Raw genomic sequence first — 21,519 nt, forward strand, 5'->3', positions numbered from 1 at the left:
GGCCCGGTAGGCGGCCCGGCAGGCGTCGAGGGCGCGGCGATCGGCGGCGGCGGTGGCGCGCCGGTCGGCCAGCGTCGGGTCCGGCGTGACGCCATAGAGCCGGTACGTTTCGGCCACCCAGTCCATCTGGCGGAGCAGTCCCACCACCTGCTCGCGCTTCTCCAGCAGGCCGGCGCCCGAGCCGTCGCCGCTGAACAGCCGCCGGTTGGCGGCCACCGCCTCGAAGGCGGCGCCGATGGCCGGCACCGTCTCGTAGCCCCGGGTCCGCATCCCGATCAGCGCCGGCTGGTCCAGCGGCAGCCGGGCGAAGTCGTGGGCGAAGGGGATCAGGGAGGCGGCGTCCGCCGGCGGCTGGACCCTGGTGCCCATCACATGCATCCGGAAGCCGAGATTCACTGCGGCGCTGCGGGCGACCGACGTGACGGTCTCCACCAGGGCGGGGTTCAGGCTCACGCCGCCGAGGCCCAGGTCGGCGCCGATCTGCCGCTCCACCAGGTGGGCCTGCTCCTGCGACTGGGCGTAGAAGGTGAACACCCCATGGCACTCCCCACCCACCTCCGCCGCCGCCACGAAGCCATCGCCGTGCAGGGCCACGAAGGCCTCGAGTTCGCCGGCATCGGCCGGCACCGCCACCCCCTCCAGCAGCCGGGTCTGGTCCACCTCCAGCGCCGCGCTCACCTGCCGGGCCCACACCACCAGCGACAGGCTGAAGGCGGTGGTCTTCAGGGAGTCGCGGAACGTCCGCTTGGCCCGCAGCAGGCTCAGGGGCCCCAGGCCCACCCCGAGGGCGCTGCCGTTGTGCAGCGAACGGACCAGTTCCTCGCTGCTGCGGCAGAGCTGCCAGCCCACGGTGCTGCCGCCGCCTGCCGCCAGCACCGTGCCGCCCACGGCCGCCTCGAGGGGCTCGCCCGGGTCGGCGACGCTGTGGCGCCCCCGGAACAGGGCCCCCCGGGCCACCTGCTGGGCCAGCTCCGACGGGTCAGCCATGGCGACACGGGCAGAGAACCCAAGCCTAGGCAGGGTCGATACCGTGGCCCCATGGACCCGCTCTGGTTGTCGGATCAGCTGCTGCCCTGGCTCCGTTCCCCGCTCGGGGCCGTGGCCTTCGTGCCCCTCTATGCGCTCTGGGTCACCCTGCTGCTGCCGGGGGTCTGGGCCTCGATGCTGGCCGGGGTGCTCTATGGCCCCGTGGGGGGCAGCGTGCTGGTGTTCGCCGGCGCCTGCCTGGGGGCCCAGACGGTGTTCCTGCTGGGGCGCGGCCGCTGGCGGGGCTGGGCCCGCCGCCGTCTGGCCGGAGCGCCGCGGCTGCAGGCGGTGGAGCGGGCCGTATGCCGCCAGGGCCCGGTGCTGGTGCTGCTCACCCGCCTGTCGCCGGCCTTCCCCTTCAGCCTGCTCAACCTCGCCTACGGCCTCAGCGAGGTGAGCCAGCGGGACTATGCGATCGGCCTGATCGGCATCCTCCCGGGCACCGTGCTGTTCTGCGCCCTGGGGGCGGCGGCCGGTGATCCGCGCCACTTTTCGGCGCTGCTGGCGGGCCCGGCCGATGGGGCCACCTGGGTCCTGCGGCTGGTGGGGGTGGCGGCCACCCTGGTGGCGGTGCTGCTGGTGGGCCGCCAGGTGCGTCTGGCCCTGGAGGAACGCGGGGTAGCCTCCCACGTTGCGATGCAGGCCAGCGATGGTGACGGCCGAGATTCCCCCACGCCCCGGCGCCTGCCCTAACTGCGGCGGCGATCGCCTCACCCCGGTGCGCCGGGTGCGGGTGAGCAAGGCCCGGGTGGCGGCGGAACTCGCCCACTGCAGCGACTGCGACTTCCTGTTCCTGGCCGAGCCCACCTGGCTGGATGTGGCCTACGAGGAGTCCTTCTACGGCGACACCGGCTACGTCGACCGCAACCTGCATGCCTCCCGCCTGCTGCGACTGCTGCTGGTGATCGGCCGGCTGGGCCGCTTCGGCCCCAGCGAGCCGGGCTGCGACCTGGGCACCGGCCTGGGCATGCTGCCGCGACTGCTGCGCGACCACGGCTTCGATTTCCACGGCACCGACGCCTACGCGGCCATGGAGCTGATCCGTCCTTTCTGCGGCCCTCCCGGCGATGGGGCGATCGGCTGCAAGACCGCCTTTGAGGTGATCGAGCATGTGCCCTCCACCCCCGACTTCCTGCGCGACGAGGTGGGGGCCACGCCCCTGTTCGTCTTCTCCACCCTGATGCGCCAGGAGGGTGAGATCCCCGGGCCGGACTGGTGGTACTACGCCTTCGGCAACGGCCAGCACATCAGCTTCCACAGCCGCCGCAGCTTCCAGGTGGCCATGGGCCGGGCGGGGATGGATCCGGCCTGGCTGGTCTGCATCGACGGCCCCGTGCATGAGCGGGCCCTGCATCTGATCGCCCCTGACGCCCGCTGGCGGCGGGCCTTCCGGGTGGCCGGCGCCCTGGTGAACCGGGGCCTCGACGGCCTGCTGCTGCCGTGGCTGGAGCCCTTGGTGGGGCTGCGCACCCGCATCATCCCCGACCACACCATCGCCATGGAGCGGCTCAGATCTGCCGCAGAGCGTCAGCCTTGTCCTTGAAGTCGCTGAGCAGCAGCTGCAGGTAGGTGACCTTGCGCAGCTTGACGTTGGCGGTGAGGGACATGCCCACCTGCAGCGGCAGCACCTTGCCACTCTTGAGCTTCAGCTGCTGGGAGTTGAGCCGGATGTCCACCGGAAAGCGGTAGAAGTTGTCGATCTGATCCGGCGGCAGGGCATCGGAGCCGATCCGCCGCACCGTGCCCTGCAGCACGCCGAAATCGGTGGCCGGGAACGAATCGATGCTGATGTCGGCGGCCTTGCCCACCGAAACGAAACCGATCTCCCGGCTGGGCACCTCCACCCGCGCCTCCAGCTTGTCGAAGGGCACCACCTTCATCACCGGTTCGCTGGTCTGGGCGACGAAGCCGCGGGAGCGGGACTTGAGCTCGAACACCACCCCCGCCTCCGGCGCCCGGATCTCCTGGTAGCGGATGTTGACGTTGAGCTCGGTCAGCTTGCTGCGCAGATCGGCCAGCTCACTCTGGATCTCGCGGACGCCCTGCTGCAGGATCGCCTTCTGGCGCAGCCGGTCGACCTGGGTTTCCTCCAGCTTGCCCTGCACCTCCTGCACCTTGTTGCGCTGGGAGAGGTACTGGAGTTCGGCGGTGGCGCCCTCCTTGTTGAGGGTCTCGAGCCGGCCGAGCACGTCCTTCTCCAGGGTGAGGCTCTGGCGCAGCACCCGTTGTTCGGTGTCGTTGAACTGCAGGTAGCGGTCGAGCTCCACCTGCTTGAGCCGCAGCTGCTGCTGCTTGTACCGGATCGTCTGCAGCAGGCTCCCCTGGCGGTCGCGGGTGGCCTCGGTGTCGAGGCGCAGCAGCACCTGGCCCTTCTCCACCCGCTCGCCCTCCTTCACCAACACCTCGTCCACCACGCCGCCGACCGGCATCTGGATGTCCTTCACGGCGCCGATGGGTTCGAGCTTGCCCGGGGCGGTCACGATCTCCTCGGTCTGGGCGAAGGCCAGCCAACCGAGGCCGAACAGGGTGACCCCCATCAGCGTCCAGGTGATCGAGCGGGCCCAGAAGCGGGACTGCTGCAGCACCACATCGTCGCTGTCGGTGTGGATGCTGCGCTCGAGGCCGTTCTGGGCGCGGCGCAGCAGGTCGGCAGGGGTGGGCAGGGTGGGACGTGCCATCAGCCCGCCTCCTGCTGGCGATACAGCGCGAAATAGCGCCCCTTGAGGGCCATCAGTTCGTCATGGGTGCCGGTCTCGACGATGGCGCCCTGGTGCATCATCACGATCAGGTCGGCGCGGCGGATGGTGGACAGGCGGTGGGTGATGAAGAACACGGTGCTCTGGCTCATCGCCTCCCGCAGGTTGTCGCACACCTGGCGTTCGGTGTCGTAGTCGAGGGCGCTGGTGGCCTCGTCCATCACCAGCAGCTGGGGCTGGCTCAGCAACGTGCGGGCGATGGCGATGCGCTGGCGCTGGCCGCCGGAGAGGGAGGCGCCCCGCTCCCCCAGCGGGGTGCTGTAGCCGGCGGAGAGCTCCATGATGAAGTCATGGGCGCCGGCGATGCGGGCAGCCTCGACGATGGCGTCGCTGGAGGCCTCCGGGTTGGTGAGGGCGATGTTCTCGCTGATGGTGCCGGAGAAGAGCAGGGGATCCTGGGGCACGATGCCCACCTGGCGCCGCAGGGAGTAGAGCTCCACCTTGTCGATGTCATAGCCGTCGACGAGGATGCGGCCCTTGCTGGGGGCGTAGAGCCGCGGCAGCAGCTTCATCAGGGTGCTCTTGCCGCTGCCGCTCTGGCCCACGACCCCGGTGAAGGTGCCGGGGGGCACATGGAGACTGACGTTGCTGAGCACCTCCGGCCCGCCCGGGTTGAAGCGGAAGCTGATGGTCTCGAACACCACGTCGCCCTTCACCGGTGGCAGGGGGATGTGGCCGCGGTCGGCTTCGCTGGATTCCTCCGGGGTGTCGACCACGTCGGCCAGGCGCTCGAACGAGACGCGCAGCTCCTGGATGTTCTGCCAGATGGAGGAGAGCCGCAGCAGGGGCTGGGTGACATAGCCGCTGATGATCCGGAAGGCGATCAGCTGGCCCAGGGTCAGCTCCCCCTTGAGCACCAGGGTGGCCCCCACCCAGAGCACCAGCAGCTGGGAGAGCTTCTGGAGCACCGAGCTGGTCTCGTTGAGGAAGGTGCCGGTGATCGTCTTCTCGAAGGTGCGGGAGATGTATTTGGCGTACATCTCCTGCCACTTCCAACGGCTCACCATCTCCACGTTCTGGGCCTTCACCGTCTGGATGCCGGTGAGCACCTCCACCAGGTGGCTCTGGGTGCGGGCGTTCTCCTCGGCCGCCTGGCGGTACTGGCGCCGGAACAGGGGGGCCCCCAGCAGGGTGAGGCCCACCTGGATCGGCAGCACCGCCAGGGCGATGATCGTCAGCAGCCAGCTGTAGATCGCCATCACGATGATGTAGATCACCGAGAAGGCCGCATCCAGCAGGGTGATCAGGGCCTGGCCCGTGAGGAAGTTGCGGATCTTCTCCAGCTCGGCGATGCGGGTGCCCAGCTCGCCGACGGGGCGCTTGTCGAAATAGCCGAGCGGCAGCCGCAGCAGGTGGTCGATCACCTCGGCGCCCAGGCGCAGGTCGATGCGGTTGGTGGTGTCGGTGAACAGGAAGGTGCGCAGCGAGCCGATCACCCCCTCCATCAGGGTGACCACCACCAGGGCCATGCCCAGGATCTGCAGCGTGTCGAGGCTGCGCTGGGAGATCACCTTGTCAATGATCACCTGGATCAGCAGGGGGTTGGCCAGGCTGAACAGCTGGACCACGAAGGAGGCCAGCAGCACCTGGAGCAACATGCCCCGGTAGCGCTTCAGGGCCGGCCAGAACCAGCCTGGACCGAAGGTCTGCTCCGGGGTGTCGATGCTGCGCTCCAGCAGCAGCAGCTCCAGCCCCTCCGGGTACTGCTCGGCGATCTGGGCGGGGCTCAGCTGCACCCAGCCCTCCGCCGGCGAGGCCAGCCGCAGGCCGGCGGCGTTGCTGGCGGTGGCGATGGCGAAGCCCTCCTTCCACGGCACCAGGCAGGGGGTGATCAGCCGGGTGGCCGACGCCGCCGGCACCTTGGCGCCGGTGACCAGCAGGCCGAGCATGGCGGCGATCTGGCCGCAGAGCTGCAGATCCGGCGGCTGGCCGCGGCGCATCTTGTCGCGCAGGATCTTGTCCACCGCGTCGCGGCGGTAGGGCAGCTCCAGCAGCTTGCCCAGCATCTGGAAGCAGGCCAGGGTCTCCTCCAGCGGGCCGTTGCCCCGCACCAGGGTGAGGCCCCGGTCGCTGCGGTCCTGGCCCAGATCGAGGCTGCTGATCTGGAGGCTGCCGGCCGGGCCGGCTTCGGACGCCAGCGGGCCGGCCGCGCCGTCGGTGGCAGCGGTGGCGCCACTGGTGGCGACCCGCTCTTCGGCGGCGGGAGCCGCCTCGGTGAGGGCCACCAGGCGCAGTGGCAGGGGGGGACGGGGCTGGGGCAGGGGTTCCGCCGGGTTGAGCACCGAGCCGATCGCCAGGCCGGGAACATTGGCGCTGGCCAGCAGCAGTTCCTCCCCCTCCGACAGGGCAACGGCCCCATCGGCCTGCGGCAGCACCGCCCGTGCCCGCGGGCCCAGGCGTTCGAGCTTCTCCCGCCAGAGGGACGGCTCGAAGCGGCCCGCGGCGGCCCCCTCCCGCTGCAGCAGCAGCTGATGCAGCTCGGCCGTCCACAGGTGGCGGCCACACCACTGGCGCAGCCCGTTTTCGGCCAGCAGCAGCTCGAGCATCACCGTGTCCGGGATCGCCGTCGCCAGCAGGTCGGAGGCGGCGCTCACCGGCTCGATGCCCTCCGCCCGCAGCAGCGACACCAGACCCACGACAGCGCCGGGTCCGAGACGCTCCAGGGTGAAGGGCCGGCCGTCCCGTTCCGCCAGCAGGCGGGCCTCCCCCTCGAGGATCACCAGCACCCGGTCGCCGATGCTGCCGGCGTTGCTCAGGTCTTCGCCGATGCGGAAACGGCACGGCCGGGCCTCCGCCAGCAGTCGCTCCCGGCCGGCGGCGGAGAGGCCGTCGAAGGGCGGCAGGGTGAGCCAGTCGGTGCGCCCTGGAACGGTGGAGGTCATTGCCCCTGCCCCGAACGCAGCCGCAGGGCCACTTCCTGATCCACCCATTCCTCGAACAGCTCCCGCGCCATCCGTTTCTGCATGGCGTCGTCGAAGCTGGCGGAGCGCAGCGTCTCCAGCCGCACCACCAGCCACCAGCGGTCGATGCGCAGGGGCGGGTGCAGCTGGCCCGGGCGGCTGGTGCGCAGCAGTTCGGCCAGGGAGGGATGGGCCTGCAGCAGCGGCACCGGACCCACCACCCCCCGGGTGGAGCGCTCGGGCCCCTTGGCGTAGGTGGCCGCCAGCTCGGCGAAATCGGCTTCGCCCTCGGCGATGCGCAGGTAGAGCTCCCGGGCCAGGGCCCCGTCCTCCACCCGCAGCAGGCTGTAGATCACCTGGTCGAGCTGGTTCTTGCGGGCCAGGTAACGCTGCTCGGCCCGGTGCAGGAAATGCTCCTGGCAATGGCGCTCGATCCTGGCCGGCAGCTCCGCCTGCCAGAGCACGTCGGCCTCCGTCAGCTCGTGGCGCTGCAGGTGGGCCCGCAGGTCGTCGGCGGAGCGGAGGCCGTGGCTCGCGCCCCACTCCTGCTGGGCCTTCTGCCGCTCCTCCTCCGTCAGGGTCACCGCGGCCACCGCCGTGGCGATCACCGACTGGCGCAGCAGGGGAATCAACAGTTGGTGGCGGGCCAGCTGGCGCCTCAGCTCCCCGGGGATCTCGGGCAGCGGTTCGGCCCGCACCACCAGCGGCGGTCCGGGGGGACGCGCGGGCGGATCGAGGCTGATGTCGTGGTCCAAGGAAGGGGCGACGGCCACGGGATCGGCTGACATCCGGCCATTCTGGGGCTGAAGCCCCGAATCAAGATGTATCCGCGGCTGGATCGACGCGGGTTGACGGGTCGGGGGTCAGGAGCGACGCACAATCGGTTCGGCGCGCACCACGCTGCCCAGCAGCAGGAACAGGGCTTCGATGCTGCCCACCCGCGTCACCTTCTGGAACCAGGCATTCTCCCCGTAGATCAGCTGAATCAGGGCGGCCTCCGTTTCCTGGGCCGGCATCTGGAAGCTGAGCCCCAGCAGTGGCAGCTGGCGGCGTCGGCCCGAGCGCATCAGACGCACCGGCAGTTCCAGCTTGTACTGGGGCACCCGCAGCAGCCCCTCCGTCTCCGGGCCGGTGGGGGCGGCGGTGTTGAGCACCAGGCTCGCCCCCTGCTCGGACACGTCGTTGGTGGTGCCCCAGTAATCCTTGCCCCCCAGCTCCAGGCAGGCGGCCAGTTCCAGGGGGAAGCGGTCGGCCTGGCGGCGCACCGGTTTGTCGATGCAGGCCAGCAGACAGATGAACATCAGCAGGCCGTTGTAGAGGTTCCAGCCCACCATCAGGCCTTCCCCCTCGAAGACGGACCGGGACCAGCGGATGTCCAGCAGCGGCAGGCCGTAGTTCAACACCAGCACCCCCACGAACAGCACGAGATAGGTGAGGAAGGGCCAGGCGAAACGCAGATCAAGGGTCTGTTTCTGGCTGGTGACGTCCTTGTTGGTCACCAGGCTGCCCACGGATCGGAACGGCCGGAACAGAATCTGTGACAGCCTCCTCAGGGCCGGGAAGCAGAACAGGGCTTCATAGACTTCCGTCCAGAAATGGAAGTAGTGGCCGTTGGTCTGCCAGGAGGGCAGGAAATACAGCAGGATCACGAAGGGCAGGCCATAGGCCAGATACTCCACCGGCGGAGCGGCGATCAGGGTGAAGCCGATCAGCATCGACAGCAGCGGGAAAATGATGTAGACGGCGCGAAACAGGGGTGTCAGCAGGCTGAGCAGGAGGTTCAGATAAAACACCTTCTGCCAGAAATCCAGCGTCTTCCAGATCGGCAGCTGCTTCGGGGAGGTGAAGATCTGCACGTTGCCCTGCATCCAGCGCAGCCGCTGCTCGAGGTAATCGCGGAACGTGCGGGGCACTTCACCCAGGCTCAGCACCTCATCGAGGTAGATCATGCGCCAGCCACGGGTGAGCAGGCGGGTGCCGGTCTGGCTGTCTTCGACGATGCAGTGGGTGACATAACCGCCGATGGCCTCCAGGGCCGAACGTCGGGCCAGGTAGGAGGTGCCGCAGCAGACCACGGCATTGAAGGGATCCCGGATCACCTGGACGTAATGGAAGAAATAGTCCATGTCGTCCGGCACCAGCACATCCAGCCCGAGGTTGCGATTGTGGAAATCGGAGTTGAAGTAATGCTGCGGCGTCTGGACCAGGGCCACCTCGGGATCCTGGAAGAAACCCACCGTGCGATCGAGGAAGCGGCTGAAGGGAATGAAATCGCAATCGAAGACGGCGATCAGCTCCCCCTTGGAATGGGCCAGGGCGTAGTTGAGGTTGCCGGCTTTGCGGTGCAGGTTGTCGGGCCGGCTCAGGTACTGCACCCCCAGCTCAGCGGCCAGGGCGGCAATGGCGGGCCGGTGTCCATCGTCCAGCACGTAGATGGTCTTGTTGGCGTACTGGATGTTGCGGCAGGCCAGGACGCAGCGCCGGATCAGGCGCTCGGATTCGTTGTAGGTGGGAATCCAGAGGTCCACACTGGGCTGCTGCTCCTTGGCCCAGGCCAGCAACTGGTCCGCCTGGCGTCGTCGTTGCTGGGGCCGGTAGCGGAGGGAGGGGTAGAACTGCAGCGCCGATGTCAGCAGGTAGGTGACCTCGCAGAGGAAGAAGACGAGGCTGAAGAACAGGCTGACCGGGTGGGCCGTGTTGATGGTGGTGGCGCGCCAGATGAAGTAGCGGACGGTGAACAACGACAGCAGCACGTTCACCAGCAGGTAGCTGGAGGGACGTCGGGGCAGCAGGTTCACCCCCAGGCAGATCCCCATGGCCAGGGCCAGGGGCAGCAGCACGTCGATCCACACATCCCGCACCTGCCAGAGCTCGGGCAGAACCCGGAAGCTCAGGGGATTGAGCAGCCCGATCGCCACCACGGACACCTGCAGGTTGGCCAGCAGCACCGCCAGCACCAGGCACCCCGCCGAGAGCAGCAGCACCATCCAGACCCAGGGCGAGATCCGCGAGCGGCCCTGGGGATCCGAAAACGCATGCAGGAACTTCATCGCTGGAAGCTGACCTTCGCCGTGAACCCCACGTAGCAGAACTCCCCCGGCGGCGCCGGGAAGTCGTTGAGGATGCGGATCTTCACCTCGCTTTCCCGGGCCAGGTTGATCGGCACCGGCGTGGGGGCCTCCTCACCCAGCTGGGTGCGGCCGATGCCGGAGCGGATCCCCACCACCTCACCGCGCAGCTTGTCCCGGCTGCCCACCAGCTCGATCTTCGCCTTGCTGCCCAGGCGGATCCGGTTGAGGTCGTTCTCCGCCACCGTGGTGGTGAGCCACCGCTGGCTGCAGTCGATCATCTGGATCACCGACTGCATGGCATCGACGGAGTCGCCCCGCTGCGCCCCCAGCTGCCAGATCACCGCCTTGCGGGGGCTGATCAGGCGGGCGCTGCTGCGCTCCTGCCATTCCTTCCGGGCCACGGCCACCTGCTGCTCCAGGCCACTCACCTGGAACGCCTGGGTGCGCACATCCCCTTCGGCGTTCTCCAGGGCGATGGTGGCCTCCTGAAGCCGAACCACCGGATCGGAGTTGCTGCGGTTGTTGCGCAGGGTCAGTTCGTTGCGGGAGGCCTCCAGCACCGCCGCCTGGCCGGCCAGCTGGGCCTCCAGACCGCGCACCTCCCGGGCCCGCTGCAGCTCGGTGGTGCGGGCCCGGTCGACCACGTTGGCGGCCACGGCACCGGCCCGGAACAGCTCCTCCTGGCGCTGGGTTTCCCTTTGGGCGAAGGCCAGTTCCTTGCGGGCGCGATCCAGGGCGAAACCGAGACTGTCGCGGTCGCCCTGGTCGCGGGCCACCTCCAGGTTGCGCTGCTGGCGGGCGTCCTGGCTGAGCCGCTCGACGAGCTTCTGGCGCAGGTCGCGGCGGGTGCGCAGTTCCTGCAGGCGGCCCCGGGCCGTCTCCAGTTCGGTCTCGAGGGCGGAGAGGGTGTCCCGGGAGGCCCTGGGGTTGACGATGATCGCCAGGGTCTGGCCGGGGCGGACCTCCACCCCCGTCCCCACGTTGAGGCTTTCCAGGGTGCCGGTGACCGGGCTTCTCAGCACGATCGGGGTGGCATTGATGACCGCATCGCGGGAGCGGGCGGTGAAGAAATTGATCACGATGGCCAGGGCCGTGATCAGCAGCCCCGCTGAAATCAGCAGGATGGTGAGATCGGCCCTGCGGGAACTGGGGATCGCGTCATCGTCATCCGTCGCGGCGATGTCAGGGGCGGTGACATCCAGGACCTGACCGGCCGGCCCGGCGGAGTCAGGCTCACTGGCGCCCGCGGCGGATGGGGGCATTCCGACGTTGGATGAACGAATTTCCATTCTACCAGGGGCGAATTTTTTTGCTTGGGTAAGCCCTATCGACAGCGCAGGAATCCGTCATCTGCCAGCTCTGCTTGGATCGCCCATCTGAGCCGCTCAGCGCTTCTCGAGGGCCGCCTGAATCGTGGCGGTCGCCGCTTTGGGTCGGTTGTCTTCATCGAAGGGCAGGGGCCGCTGGGGCAGGCCATCCGCCCTTGGCATGAACGCATTCAGCCAGGTGGTGCGATCACTCAACCCCCAGGTGGTGATCAGTTTCAGCCGCGGTTCCGGCAGGACCGCCGTCAGGAAGGCGCCGTACACCGCCGCCACGGCCCGGTCCCGCTCCGGGATGGCCGCCGGCAGTTCCCGGTCGTTCACGTCCAGTTCGGTCACGAGGATGTCCAGGTCCAGGGCCGCCAGCTCCCGCAGGAAGGCGGGCAGGGTGCGGAAGGTGGTCGGTCCGCTGCCGTTGGCGTAGAGATGGGCCTGCAGGCCCACGGCGTTGAGCGGGACGCCGCTCTGCCGCAGCTGCCGCAGGAGTTTCAGGAAGGCCTGCCGCTTGCGCGCCGTCTTGGCGTCATCGCCCTCCAGCCCGTACTCGTTGATCACCAGGGCCGCCTTCGGGTCGGCCTGGTGCGCCCGGGTGAGAGCCCGGGCGATGTAGTCGGGACCCAGCCGCTCGAGCCAGAGGCTGCGGCGCAGGCCCGAGCCGTCGTCGGCGATCGGCTCGTTCACCACGTCCCACGACGGCAGCTGGCCGCGGTAGTGCCCCACCACGGTGCCGATGTAAGTGGCCATGGCCCGGTCGAGCTCCGCCGGCGGCAGGGCCTTCACCCAGGCCGGCAGCTGCTCGTGCCACACCAGGGTGTGGCCCCGCATCGCCAGGCCCTGCGCGCGGGCGAAGGCCAGCAACCGGTCCGGGGCGCTGAAATCGAAGCGCCCGGGCGCGGCCTCCACCCCATCCCACTTCAGCTCCGACTCGGGCACGATCAGGCCGCTCTGCTCGCTCACCAGGCGGCGCAGACCAGGATCCCGCAGCTGGTCATTGGTGACGGCGGAGCCCCAGCGCAGCCCGCGCGCCGCCGCCAGCCCCTGAAGGGTCGGGGCCGCCGGCGGCGGCAGGGCCCGCGCCACGCTCCAGCCCAGGGCCGCCACCACGGCGATCACGATCAGTTGCCGTCGTCGCATGGGCAGGGACAGGGGCACCACCGTCACTCTGGCCGTCCGTCCCGGCGCCGTCATCCACGGGGCCGCCTCAGCCCGGATCCGCCGCCAGCAGCGCCCGCAGGCCGTCCTCATCCAGCACGGCAACGCCCAGGGACTGGGCCTTGGTGAGTTTGCTGCCGGCCTCCTCGCCGGCCACCACGTAGCTGGTGCGGCGGCTCACCGAACCGCTCACTTTCCCCCCGGCCGCCTCGATCAGGGCCTGGGCCGCAGCGCGGCTCAGGGAGGGGAGGGTGCCGGTGAGCACGAAGCTGAGGCCCGCCAGGGGCGTCGCCGCCGGTGCCCCCCCATCGCTGCTGCCGTCCAGCTCCGGGGGGGCGGCCAGGGAGAAGCCCAGCGCCCCCAGCTGCTCCAGCAGCAACCGGTTGGCCGGCGTGGCGAACCACTGCCGCAGGGACTGGGCGATCTCGGGGCCGATGCCGAAGACCGCCGTGAGCGGAACCGGCGCCTCGCCGGCCTCGCCGGCCTCGCCGCCTTCGTCGGTTTCCCCGGCGAGGGCGGCGGCCTCCAGCGCCGCAGCGCTGGGGAAGGCCCGGGCCAGGGCCTTGGCATTCACCTCCCCCACGTGGTGGATGCCGAGGCCGTAGAGCTGGCGGTGCCAGGGCTGCTGCTTCGACGCCTCCAGGGCGGCCACCAGCTTGGCGGCGGAGGTCTCCCCCATCCGCTCCAGGCTGGCCAGCAGGGCGGCATCGAGCCGGTAGAGGTCGGGGATCGAGGCCACCAGGCCCCGGTCGACCAGTTGCTCGATCAGCTTGATCCCGAGGCCGTCCACATCGAGGGCCCCCTTGCTCACCCAGTGGCGCAGGGACCCCCGCAGGATGGCGGGGCAGCCGTTGTTGACGCAGCGGGTGGCGGCCTCCCCCTCCTCCCGCACCAGGGCCGAACCGCACTCCGGGCAGGTGGGGGGCAGCTGCAGCCGACGGGCCCCCTCCGGACGCAGCTCGACCAGCACCCGCACCACTTCGGGGATGATCTCCCCCGCCTTGCGCACCACGATCGTGTCGCCGGCGCAGAGATCCAGCTCCGCCAGGCGATCGGCGTTGTGGAGGGTGGCGCGGCTCACGGTGGTGCCGGCCAGGGGCACCGGCTCGAACTCCGCCACCGGCGTGACGACGCCCGTGCGCCCCACCTGGCAGGTGAGGCGCAGCAGGCGGCTGGGGGCCTCCTCGGCGGCGTACTTGAGGGCGATCGCCCAGCGGGGCGCCTTCTGGGTGAAGCCCGCCTCCTCCTGCAGGCGCAGGTCATCGAGCTTCACCACCACCCCATCGGTGGCGTAGGGCAGCCCGCGGCGCTCCTGCTCCCAGCGGTCGCAGAAGGCCTTCACCGCCGCCAGGTCCGGGCAGAGGGCGCAGTGGGGGTTGACCCGGAACCCGGCCGCCTTCAGCCACGCCAGGGCCTGCCACTGGCTGCGGGGCTCGGCAGGGTCTCCAGGCCCGGCCTGCCAGTCCTCGGGCAGGTGCAGGGTGTAGGCGAAGAACGACAGGCCCCGCGCGGCCACCACCTTCGGATCCAGCTGCCGCAGGGTGCCGGCACAGGCGTTGCGCGGATTGGCGAAGGCGGCTTCGCCCCGCTCGGCGCGCTCGGCGTTGATGGCGGCGAAGGTGGACTCCGGGATGAAGGCCTCGCCGCGCACCTCCACCCAGGCCGGCGGCTGCTCCAGGTCGAGGCGCAGGGGCACACTGCGGATCGTGCGCACGTTGGCGGTGATCTCCTCGCCCCGCTCCCCGTCCCCCCGAGTGGCGGCCCGCACCAGCACCCCCTGCTCGTAGCTGAGGGCGAGGGCGTTGCCGTCGATCTTGAGCTCGCCCACCAACGGCAGGGCCGGAGCGGCGGATCCGGCCGGCGGCTCCCGGTCGAGCACCCGCAGCAGGCGGGTGTACCAGACGTCGAGTTCGTCGTGGGAGAAGGCGTTGTCGAGGCTCAGCAGGGGGATCCGGTGGGCCACGCTGGTGAAGCCCTCGGCCGGGGCACCGCCCACCCGGCGGGTGGGGCTGTCGGGCCGGATCAGCTCCGGATCGGCCTCCTCCAGCGCCACGAGCTCCCGGTAGAGCCGGTCATAGACCGGGTCCTCCATCACCGGAGCATCGAGCACGTAGTAGGCGTGGGCGGCGCGATTGAGCAGCCGCCGCAGTTCCTCCGCCCGGGCTTGGGCCACGGCTCAGGCGGCCGCCAGCTTGGTGATGCGGTCCACCCGCCAGGTCTCCTCCACCTTCACGAAGGTGAAGTCGAGGGGCAGCTCCTCCTTGCCGTCGCTCTTGAGCTTCACCGTCAGGATCACCTGGCCCTCCTGCAGCCGGGGACGGCCGGACTTGAGGTTGCGGTACTTGTTGAGCTGCAGGCCGGCCAGGAAGCGGATGAACTGCTGCCGGTTGACGTGGGAGCGGTAGTTGCGGGTGGTGAGCAGGTAGGCGCCGTCCACCTGGCCGGAGGCCACCTGGGTGAAGAACTGCTTGATCAGCGGATTGATGCCCCGGGCGCTGAGCACCAGCTTCACCGCCGAGACGGTCCAATAGAGCAGCAGGCCACCGGCCCCCGCCAGCAGGAGCTTGGTGCCGATGTCGCGGGCCAGTCCCCAGTCCATGGTGATCCCATCCGTTCGCAGCGTTGCAGAGTCTGACGGACGACCCCACCAGAATGGGCCGATGCCCCTGGAACCGCTGCTGCCCCTGTTCCACCGGCTCAACCGCGAGCATTTCGACGGCCAGCTCACCCGGGAGAGCCGGCCGCTGGTGGACGTGCGCTGGAGCGACGGCCGCCTCACCCGCACCGCCGGGCTCTACCGCCGGGGGCGTCTGGCCGACGGGCGTGACCTCTGCGAGATCGTCCTCTCCCGCCCCCTGCTGGAGCCGCTGCCGCGGCAGGCCACCCTGGGCACCCTCTGCCACGAGATGATCCATGCCTGGGTGGACCGGGTGCTGGCGGTGCAGGAGGTCCATGGTCCCCGCTTCCGAACCCGGATGGAGCAGATCAACCGGGCCCAGGACGATTTTCAGGTGAGCCTGCGGCACCGCTATCCCCTGCCGGTGGCCGCCAGCCGCTGGATCGCCCGCTGCCCGCGCTGCGACAGCCGCACGCCCTACCAGCGCCGCCGGCAGGGCCTGGCCTGCCGCCACTGCTGCGAGCGCCTCCATGGCGGGCGCTGGGATGCGAGCTGCCTGCTGGTGTTCGAGCCCAACACCGCCTAGGTTCTGGCGCAGGTGTTGGGGCCGATGGCGACGTTTCTGTGGACCCTGGAATGGGGCGGCTTCACCATTGCCCTGGTGGGGATGGGGCGGGAGCACTGGCTCTCCGGTCGGCGTCGTTAGATTGGCCTGATGCATCCGATGGATCAGGGCGACGGCCGCATGCGGGATCCCTGGGACCGCGATCCCCCCGAGCGCGAATCCCGTGACCGCGAACCCAGGGAGCGCGAATTCCGTGATCGCGACCTCCTGCAGCGCGATGGCCGCGAGCGCGACCTCCCCCGGCGCCCCCGTGGCGGCACCGATCCCCTCGACCAGCGCGTGGATCGCTGGGTGACCGCCGGCCGGCAGTTTGTCGAGGGGGTGGCGGGGTCCCGGCCCGGTGGCCGTCCAGCAGGGCGGGGGGCCGAGCGTCGCCCCCAGCTGCGGCCCCGGATCGACGACCTCGGCCGCTGGGTGGAGGGCCGTCTCGACTGGCTGCTCGACGATGGCGACGACTGGCGGGAACCCTGGCAGGAGAGCGACCGCGGCGCCCCCGGGGCCCCGGAGCCGGCCCCGGCTCCCCTCCGCTCCCGCCGGCCGATGCTCGAGGCGGTGTCCCGGCGCGGCCGCCCGGCTCCGCCGTCCCGTCCCCCAGGCGCCGAGGCCCGCTACGCCCCCGCCCCGTCTCCCTCGGCGCCCTCCGCTCCCGCCACCGGGGCCGACGATGACTGGCCCGATGACGACAGCTTCACCCTGCCCCGCTGGCAGCGCCCGGAGCCGGCCCGCCGCGATGCCGCCGGCGATCGCCTCCCGGGCTCCGGTGAGCCGGACGCGGCCTTCACCCCTCCTGCGGCCGGCCGGCCGCTGCCCCGCTCCACCCGCCGCCGTGCCTGAGCCGTCGACACCGCCATTTCGGCAGGCAGTGGGTTAGGACTGACGTCGTACCTGCAGGGATGTCGGCCATGAGCAGCCTGGTGGTGGTTGGGTTTCCGTCCGTCGAGGAGGCCGACCAGGTGCGGCGTCAGCTGGTGGAGATCCAGAAGGAGGAACTGATCGCCCTCGAGGACGCGGTGGTCGTCGAGGCCGAACCGGACGGCAAGGTGCGCCTGCACCAGTCGCTCAATCTCACCAAGGCCGGCGCCCTCGGCGGTGGCTTCTGGGGCACGCTCGTGGGGCTGCTGTTCCTCAACCCCCTGCTCGGGGCGGCCGTCGGCGCCGGCCTGGGGGCCGCCTCAGGTTCCCTGTCGGATCTGGGCATCAACGACAACTTCATGCGCGAGGTGGGTGAAACCCTCCCCCCCGGCAGCGCGGCCCTCTGCCTGCTGCTGCGCGACGCCACCCCCGACCGGCTGATCGAGCGGCTGCGGGTTCATGCGCCCCACGCCAAGCTGCTGCGCACCAACCTCAGCCATACCGACGAGGACCGGCTGCGTCAGATGCTCGAGCAGGCGAGCAAGCAGGCCCAGGCCCTGCGGCTGTCCTGAGCTTCGGGTTGACCCGGAAGCTGCAGCCCCGCTGACGCAATTCCCTGTTCACTGGCTTCACCAGGTCGCGGGGCACGTCAACGGCCATCTCCTCGGCCGAGATGCTGATCGACGGGGAGCCGTTCTGCAGGGCGCTGAGCAGATCGGCCCACAGGCTCACCATGGTGCGCTGGGCCTGGGGCACCAGCCCCAGGCGCTCGAGGTAGGGCGCGCACCCCTGGTGCAGCCAGAGGCTGGAGTGGTGATGGCCCGGCTGGGGCCGCATGGCCAGGCCGGCCGCCAGGGCTTCGGCGGTCGGTTCACCGCTGCTGCGGCGCAGGCCGGAGGCGACCAGCAGCTTTCCGGTGTGGACGGCGGAGACGCCGTAGCGGCGGCCCAGTTCGGTGAGGGTGAGCCAGTCCCCTCCCGGCGGGGTCTGGGCGCTGTGGCGGGTGGCCATGGTCCGGTTTCGAATGACCGAATCCTGGCCAGGGAGCCTGGAGCGTCAATTCGTCAACAGCAAACCGCCACACGGCGTTACTGAATTGATGAGTCTTTACGAACAGATCCCGCCTGGGCCGGTCCCAGCCACCGCTCCAGCGCCGGGGAGAACACCTCCCGGATCACCGTGAGCTCCCGCCCGTGGCGAAAGAAGCGGTAATGCCGGCTCCAGAAGGGGCCGTCGCAGCCGAAACGCTCCGCCAGCCAGGGTTCCTGCACCTGGCCGAGGCCATCCACCTCGCGGTACAGCTCCGCCCGCCCCGCCGAGAGGCTGCGCCAGATCGGCAGCCGGCGATCCTTCAGATGGGCCTCCGCCTCGGCCCGGTTCCACCAGCTCTCGGCCCAGCCCAGGGTCTGGGGCCCGCAGGTGAGCCACACCTGGCGCCGCAGCAGCGGCTCGGCCAGTTCGGCCACCTCCGCCGGCGCGCCGGCGGAGACCCCCGGTTCGGAGGCCATGGCGATCAGCTCCACCTCCACCGGATGGCCGGTGAGCAGCTGCAGGTGGCGCGTCGGGCTGCCGTCCCCGAGCAGCAGCAGCGTCCACGGGCCGGTGAGCTCACCGCCGGCCGGCGGCTGCGGGCGCTCGGCGGCACTGGCTTGCCACAGACACGCGGGGGACGGCAACAGGCCGCCGGTGGCTTGGTTCATGGCGGGCCGGAGGGCAGGTCAGTAGCCGTTGCTGATCGAGATGCGCCGCACCTCGCCGCCCCGTTCGATCATGGCGGTGTCGCCATCGGCGGAGCGAAGCCGCCAGCCGCTGGATCCGATCGCTTCGCCGACGCTGACGCTGGTGGAGCTCCCCCCCATCTGGAAGATCGCCGAGGCGGGCCGGCCCGCCGAGCCCACCACCCCCACCAGTTCAGGCACGGGCCCAGGGGCCGGGGCGGCGCTGCGTTGCGCGTAGCCCCCATCCCCACCGGTGGCGGGGGGCGCAGCGGCGGCCAGTTTCGGACTCACCGGCACCCGCAGGACCGGGGCCCTGGAGCCCTCCGGCTGGGGCAGCTGGGAGAGCTGCTCGATCCAGGGTTCCTCCGGCGGCGGTGGCAGCTGGTCGCTGGCGAGCGGCAGGACGGACGGGCCGCCGGCCAGGTTGGCGCCGACGCCGGCTCCGAGCGGGGAGGGGTTGGCCGGGCCGAGGCTCCGCAGCCGCTCCACCAGCAGCAGGCTGCGCTCCTGGCTGAGGGCCTGCTGCATGCGGCTGGAGTGGGTGAGATACAGCACCGAACTGGCGACGCTGACCATGCAGACCCCGCCCATGGCCGTGAGCAGCAGGGTGTTGCGGTCGGCCCGCGACGGGGCCGGGGCCGGGGCGGCCGGCCGTCCCCGCAGCCGCCGCACCGAGGGGGCCAGGGGCAGGGTCGGGGGGGGCTCGGCCTGGGAGGCCACGTCGAGATCGATGGTGGCCTCCGGGTCGAAGACCCGGTTCATCATCTGCTCGGCCTTCAGCTCCCAGTAGGCGCGGGAGGTGGGAATGCCGCGCAGGGGACGCCGAGGGGAGGGGCTCATCTGCAGTCCTCGGCGTCAGGCGTGCGTCACTGTAACGATGCTTCCACGGTCTGACGAGGGGCCGGCGGCTCCCGGCGCCGCTGCAGCTCCAGCCAGAGCAGCAGGGCGTTGACATCGGCGGGGCTGACCCCGGGAATGCGGGAGGCCTGGCCCAGGCTGTGGGGCTGGATCGCCGCCAGTTTCTCGCGGGCCTCCGCCGACAGGGTGCCGATGGCGGCGTAGTCCACACCAGGGGGGATGGCCCGATCGAGCTGGCGGCGCACCCGCGCGATCTGCTGTTCCTGGCGGGCCAGATAGCCGCTGTACTTGATGTCGATCTCGGCGCCGTCGCGCACATCGATCGGCAGATCCGGATCCAGGAGCCCCAGCCGCACCAGATCCTCGCCGTGCAGGCCCGGCCGGCGCAGCAGGTCGGCCAGGGTGATCGAGCCGTTGATGCCGGCGCCGGTGGCGGCGGCCACGGCGGTGGCGGCGGCATCGGAGGCCTTGAGCCGCACCGTTTCCAGCCGCTGCTTCTCGGCGTCGATGGCGGCCTGTTTCTGCTCGAACAGGCGCCAGCGCCGTTCGTCGATCAGGCCCAGCCGGTGGCCGAGGGGCGTGAGCCGCCGGTCGGCGTTGTCGCCGCGCAGCACCAGGCGGTACTCGCTGCGGCTGGTCAGCACCCGGTAGGGCTCCTTGAGGTCCTGGGTGACCAGGTCGTCCACCAGGGTGCCGATGTAGCTGCCCTCCCGGGGGAAATGCACCGGGTCCTGGCCCCCCAGCAGCCGGGCGGCGTTCAGCCCGGCCACCAGCCCCTGGGCGGCGGCCTCCTCGTAGCCGGTGGTGCCGTTGAGCTGGCCCGCCGAGAACAGGCCCCGCACCCGCTTGGTTTCCAGGGAGGGCTCCAGCTGGGTGGCCGGCAGGATGTCGTAGTCGACGGCGTAGGCGGGACGCAGCATCACGCAGGCCTCCAGCCCGGGCAGGGTGCGCAGCAGGGCCAGCTGCAGCGATTCGGGCAGGCCGGTGGAGAAGCCCTGGACATACAGCTCGGGCGTGTCGCGCCCCTCCGGCTCCAGGAAGATCTGGTGGCTGTCCTTGTCGGCGAAGCGGACGATCTTGTCCTCGATCGACGGGCAGTAGCGGGGCCCCTTGCTGTCGATGAAACCGCCGTAGATCGGCGTGAGGTGGAGGTTGTCGCGGATCAGCTGGTGGGTGGCCGCCGTGGTGCGGGTGATGTGGCAGGCCATCTGCTCGCCGCTCACCCGGGCGGTGGGATCGAAGCTGAAGAAGCGGTCGGCGGCGTCGCTGGGCTGCTCCTCCAGCCGGTCGAGGGCCACGCTGCGCCGGTCGACGCGGGCGGGGGTGCCGGTCTTGAGCCGGTCGGTGCGGAACCCCAGGGCCTGCAGGGCTTCGGTGAGCCCTTCGGCGGGCTGCTCGCCGGCCCGGCCCGCCGCCATCGAGCGGTTGCCCACCCAGATGCGGCCGCCCAGGAAGGTGCCGGTGGTGAGGATCACGGCGCCGGCGGCGTAGACGCTGCCGAAGTAGGTGCGCACCCCGATCACCCGGGCGGTTGGGCCGGCCGGATCGTTGGGATCGCCCTCCAGCTCCAGCCCCGTGACCATCGCTTCACGCAGGGCCAGGTGGGGGGTGTGCTGCAGCAGCTGCAGCATCTGGCGGGCGTACTGGCGTTTGTCGGTCTGGGCCCGCAGCGCCCACACGGCCGGGCCGCGGCTGGCGTTGAGCAGCCGTTTCTGCAGGGCGGTGGCATCCGCCAGCCGGCCGATCACCCCACCGAGGGCATCCACCTCATGCACCAGCTGGCTCTTGGCCGGGCCGCCCACCGCCGGGTTGCAGGGCTGCCAGGCGATGCGGTCGAGGTTGAGCGTGAACAGGGCGGTGGACACCCCGAGCCGGGCGGCGGTGAAGGCCGCCTCGCAGCCGGCATGGCCGCCGCCGACCACGATCAGGTCGAACCGTTCGGTGGGGTCTGCGCTCAGGGCCATGCCTTGAATGTATGGCGTGGCAGGGGCCGGTGGGGCTGTGGGACATGGTCGGGCGGCCGATGATGGAGCCCTGCGGCCGAGGTCTCCCCCCATGCGCACCGCCCTGGTGCTGATCGATCTGATCAACGACCTGATCCACCCCGACGGGGCGATGCCCACCTACGCCGCCGAAGTGCAGCGACGCGGGGTGCTGGCGGCGGCCAACCAGGCGCTGGAGCGGGCCCGCGCCCGGGGCTGGCCCACGCTCCTGGTGAAGGTGGCCTTCCGGGCCGGCTACCCGGAGCTGCCCGCCCATGCGCCGTTCCTGGGCCGGGCCCGGGAGCTGGGGGGCCTGCGGCTCGGCCAGTGGGGCACGGACTTCCATGCCGATCTGGCGGTGGAGCCCGGCGACCCGGTGCTGGTGAAGCACCGGGTGAGCCCCTTCCACGGCACCGCCCTGGCGACGCTGCTGCGGGCCGCGGGGATCGAGCGGCTGCTGCTGGGGGGTGTGAGCACCGCCTGGGCGCTTCAGGCGGCGGTCCGGGAGGGCCACGACCGGGACTTCCGGGTGGTGCTGGTGGAGGACGCCTGCGCCGCGGCGAGCCCGCAGGAGCACGACCAATCCATCGGGCAGCTCTCCCGCCTGGCCGCTGTGGTGCGGGCCGCCGATCTGGCCTGA

The 21,519-nt window shown here is 70.9% G+C and carries 19 protein-coding genes; 6 read left to right on the plus strand and 13 right to left on the minus strand.

Annotated elements, in window-relative coordinates; translation table 11 throughout:
- Positions 1 to 987: hypothetical protein (locus KBY81_RS04705; RefSeq protein WP_254975803.1), on the minus strand; the 987-nt coding region annotated here is incomplete at its 3' end.
- A gap of 51 nt (positions 988 to 1,038) precedes the next feature.
- Here KBY81_RS04705 and KBY81_RS04710 point away from each other — a divergent pair.
- Together KBY81_RS04710 and KBY81_RS04715 are read left to right on the plus strand one after the other, a co-directional pair.
- A complete protein-coding gene (locus tag KBY81_RS04710) occupies positions 1,039 to 1,719 on the plus strand; it encodes a TVP38/TMEM64 family protein (protein WP_254975804.1) in 681 nt (226 codons plus the stop codon).
- Positions 1,676 to 2,569, plus strand: coding sequence for a class I SAM-dependent methyltransferase (locus tag KBY81_RS04715; protein WP_254975805.1), 894 nt, complete (start codon positions 1,676 to 1,678; stop codon positions 2,567 to 2,569). The genes KBY81_RS04710 and KBY81_RS04715 overlap by 44 nt, the downstream gene beginning before the upstream one ends.
- On the opposite strand, the gene KBY81_RS04720 is transcribed toward KBY81_RS04715, so the two are convergent.
- From KBY81_RS04720 to KBY81_RS04755, 8 genes are all read right to left on the minus strand, one after another.
- A complete protein-coding gene (locus tag KBY81_RS04720) occupies positions 2,535 to 3,704 on the minus strand; it encodes an HlyD family secretion protein (RefSeq protein ID WP_106219495.1) in 1,170 nt (389 codons plus the stop codon). The genes KBY81_RS04715 and KBY81_RS04720 overlap by 35 nt on opposite strands.
- On the minus strand, positions 3,704 to 6,664 hold the full coding sequence (locus KBY81_RS04725; RefSeq protein ID WP_254975806.1) for an ABC transporter transmembrane domain-containing protein: 2,961 nt from the start codon (positions 6,662 to 6,664) through the stop codon (positions 3,704 to 3,706). Before KBY81_RS04725 ends, KBY81_RS04720 begins: the two co-directional genes overlap by 1 nt.
- Positions 6,661 to 7,455, minus strand: a complete 795-nt coding sequence (locus KBY81_RS04730) for a peptidylprolyl isomerase (RefSeq protein WP_254975807.1) — start codon at positions 7,453 to 7,455, stop codon at positions 6,661 to 6,663. Before KBY81_RS04730 ends, KBY81_RS04725 begins: the two co-directional genes overlap by 4 nt.
- 90 nt (positions 7,456 to 7,545) lie before the next feature.
- On the minus strand, positions 7,546 to 9,732 hold the full coding sequence (locus tag KBY81_RS04735) for a glycosyltransferase (RefSeq protein ID WP_106219492.1): 2,187 nt from the start codon (positions 9,730 to 9,732) through the stop codon (positions 7,546 to 7,548).
- Positions 9,729 to 11,015, minus strand: coding sequence for an HlyD family secretion protein (locus tag KBY81_RS04740; RefSeq protein WP_254972177.1), 1,287 nt, complete (start codon positions 11,013 to 11,015; stop codon positions 9,729 to 9,731). Before KBY81_RS04740 ends, KBY81_RS04735 begins: the two co-directional genes overlap by 4 nt.
- Positions 11,016 to 11,138: 123 nt before the next feature.
- Entirely contained in the window at positions 11,139 to 12,209 is a 1,071-nt protein-coding gene (locus KBY81_RS04745) for an endo-1,4-beta-xylanase (RefSeq protein WP_254975808.1), read from the minus strand.
- Positions 12,210 to 12,276: 67 nt separating this feature from the next.
- Positions 12,277 to 14,400 carry an NAD-dependent DNA ligase LigA gene (gene ligA / locus KBY81_RS04750; RefSeq protein ID WP_254975809.1) on the minus strand — a complete coding sequence of 708 codons (2,124 nt, stop codon included), beginning with the start codon at positions 14,398 to 14,400 and terminating at the stop codon, positions 12,277 to 12,279.
- Between the two features lie 3 nt (positions 14,401 to 14,403).
- Entirely contained in the window at positions 14,404 to 14,826 is a 423-nt protein-coding gene (locus KBY81_RS04755; protein WP_106219489.1) for a hypothetical protein, read from the minus strand.
- A gap of 61 nt (positions 14,827 to 14,887) precedes the next feature.
- On the opposite strand from KBY81_RS04755, the gene KBY81_RS04760 reads away from it, so the two are divergent.
- From KBY81_RS04760 to KBY81_RS04770, 3 genes are all read left to right on the plus strand, one after another.
- On the plus strand, positions 14,888 to 15,430 hold the full coding sequence (locus tag KBY81_RS04760) for a SprT family zinc-dependent metalloprotease (RefSeq protein ID WP_106219488.1): 543 nt from the start codon (positions 14,888 to 14,890) through the stop codon (positions 15,428 to 15,430).
- A 138-nt stretch (positions 15,431 to 15,568) separates the two neighbouring features.
- Positions 15,569 to 16,303 carry a hypothetical protein gene (locus KBY81_RS04765; RefSeq protein WP_254975810.1) on the plus strand — a complete coding sequence of 245 codons (735 nt, stop codon included), beginning with the start codon at positions 15,569 to 15,571 and terminating at the stop codon, positions 16,301 to 16,303.
- 68 nt (positions 16,304 to 16,371) lie between these two features.
- Positions 16,372 to 16,893 (plus strand): DUF1269 domain-containing protein, encoded by a 522-nt coding sequence (locus tag KBY81_RS04770; protein ID WP_106219487.1) that lies wholly within the window; start codon positions 16,372 to 16,374, stop codon positions 16,891 to 16,893.
- Here the strand turns inward: KBY81_RS04770 and KBY81_RS04775 are convergent.
- From KBY81_RS04775 to mnmG, 4 genes are all read right to left on the minus strand, one after another.
- Entirely contained in the window at positions 16,814 to 17,332 is a 519-nt protein-coding gene (locus tag KBY81_RS04775) for a hypothetical protein (protein WP_106219486.1), read from the minus strand. The genes KBY81_RS04770 and KBY81_RS04775 overlap by 80 nt on opposite strands.
- Positions 17,333 to 17,409: 77 nt before the next feature.
- Positions 17,410 to 18,021 (minus strand): chorismate lyase, encoded by a 612-nt coding sequence (locus tag KBY81_RS04780; protein ID WP_254975811.1) that lies wholly within the window; start codon positions 18,019 to 18,021, stop codon positions 17,410 to 17,412.
- Positions 18,022 to 18,039: 18 nt separating this feature from the next.
- Positions 18,040 to 18,879 (minus strand): hypothetical protein, encoded by an 840-nt coding sequence (locus KBY81_RS04785; RefSeq protein ID WP_254975812.1) that lies wholly within the window; start codon positions 18,877 to 18,879, stop codon positions 18,040 to 18,042.
- Positions 18,880 to 18,905: 26 nt separating this feature from the next.
- Positions 18,906 to 20,861 (minus strand): tRNA uridine-5-carboxymethylaminomethyl(34) synthesis enzyme MnmG, encoded by a 1,956-nt coding sequence (mnmG, locus tag KBY81_RS04790; protein ID WP_254975813.1) that lies wholly within the window; start codon positions 20,859 to 20,861, stop codon positions 18,906 to 18,908.
- 91 nt (positions 20,862 to 20,952) lie between these two features.
- Between mnmG and KBY81_RS04795 the strand changes: the two genes are divergently transcribed.
- On the plus strand, positions 20,953 to 21,519 hold the full coding sequence (locus tag KBY81_RS04795; RefSeq protein WP_106219483.1) for a cysteine hydrolase family protein: 567 nt from the start codon (positions 20,953 to 20,955) through the stop codon (positions 21,517 to 21,519).

The organism is Cyanobium sp. Lug-B (assembly GCF_024345635.1).
GTDB classification, from domain to species: domain Bacteria; phylum Cyanobacteriota; class Cyanobacteriia; order PCC-6307; family Cyanobiaceae; genus Cyanobium; species Cyanobium minutissimum.

Excerpts from the sequence above, each read along its gene's own strand:
- KBY81_RS04725 (WP_254975806.1), bottom strand. The coding sequence starts at position 6,664 with ATGACCTCCACCGTTCCAGGGCGCACCGACTGGCTCACCCTGCCGCCC.
- KBY81_RS04755 (WP_106219489.1), bottom strand. The coding sequence starts at position 14,826 with ATGGACTGGGGACTGGCCCGCGACATCGGCACCAAGCTCCTGCTGGCG.
- KBY81_RS04785 (WP_254975812.1), bottom strand. The coding sequence starts at position 18,879 with ATGAGCCCCTCCCCTCGGCGTCCCCTGCGCGGCATTCCCACCTCCCGC.
- mnmG (WP_254975813.1), bottom strand. The coding sequence starts at position 20,861 with ATGGCCCTGAGCGCAGACCCCACCGAACGGTTCGACCTGATCGTGGTC.
- KBY81_RS04720 (WP_106219495.1), bottom strand. The coding sequence starts at position 3,704 with ATGGCACGTCCCACCCTGCCCACCCCTGCCGACCTGCTGCGCCGCGCC.
- KBY81_RS04760 (WP_106219488.1), top strand. The coding sequence starts at position 14,888 with ATGCCCCTGGAACCGCTGCTGCCCCTGTTCCACCGGCTCAACCGCGAG.
- KBY81_RS04740 (WP_254972177.1), bottom strand. The coding sequence starts at position 11,015 with ATGCCCCCATCCGCCGCGGGCGCCAGTGAGCCTGACTCCGCCGGGCCG.
- KBY81_RS04775 (WP_106219486.1), bottom strand. The coding sequence starts at position 17,332 with ATGGCCACCCGCCACAGCGCCCAGACCCCGCCGGGAGGGGACTGGCTC.
- KBY81_RS04780 (WP_254975811.1), bottom strand. The coding sequence starts at position 18,021 with ATGAACCAAGCCACCGGCGGCCTGTTGCCGTCCCCCGCGTGTCTGTGG.
- KBY81_RS04710 (WP_254975804.1), top strand. The coding sequence starts at position 1,039 with ATGGACCCGCTCTGGTTGTCGGATCAGCTGCTGCCCTGGCTCCGTTCC.
- KBY81_RS04765 (WP_254975810.1), top strand. The coding sequence starts at position 15,569 with ATGGATCAGGGCGACGGCCGCATGCGGGATCCCTGGGACCGCGATCCC.
- KBY81_RS04795 (WP_106219483.1), top strand. The coding sequence starts at position 20,953 with ATGCGCACCGCCCTGGTGCTGATCGATCTGATCAACGACCTGATCCAC.
- KBY81_RS04770 (WP_106219487.1), top strand. The coding sequence starts at position 16,372 with ATGAGCAGCCTGGTGGTGGTTGGGTTTCCGTCCGTCGAGGAGGCCGAC.
- KBY81_RS04715 (WP_254975805.1), top strand. The coding sequence starts at position 1,676 with ATGGTGACGGCCGAGATTCCCCCACGCCCCGGCGCCTGCCCTAACTGC.
- KBY81_RS04745 (WP_254975808.1), bottom strand. The coding sequence starts at position 12,209 with ATGCGACGACGGCAACTGATCGTGATCGCCGTGGTGGCGGCCCTGGGC.
- KBY81_RS04735 (WP_106219492.1), bottom strand. The coding sequence starts at position 9,732 with ATGAAGTTCCTGCATGCGTTTTCGGATCCCCAGGGCCGCTCGCGGATC.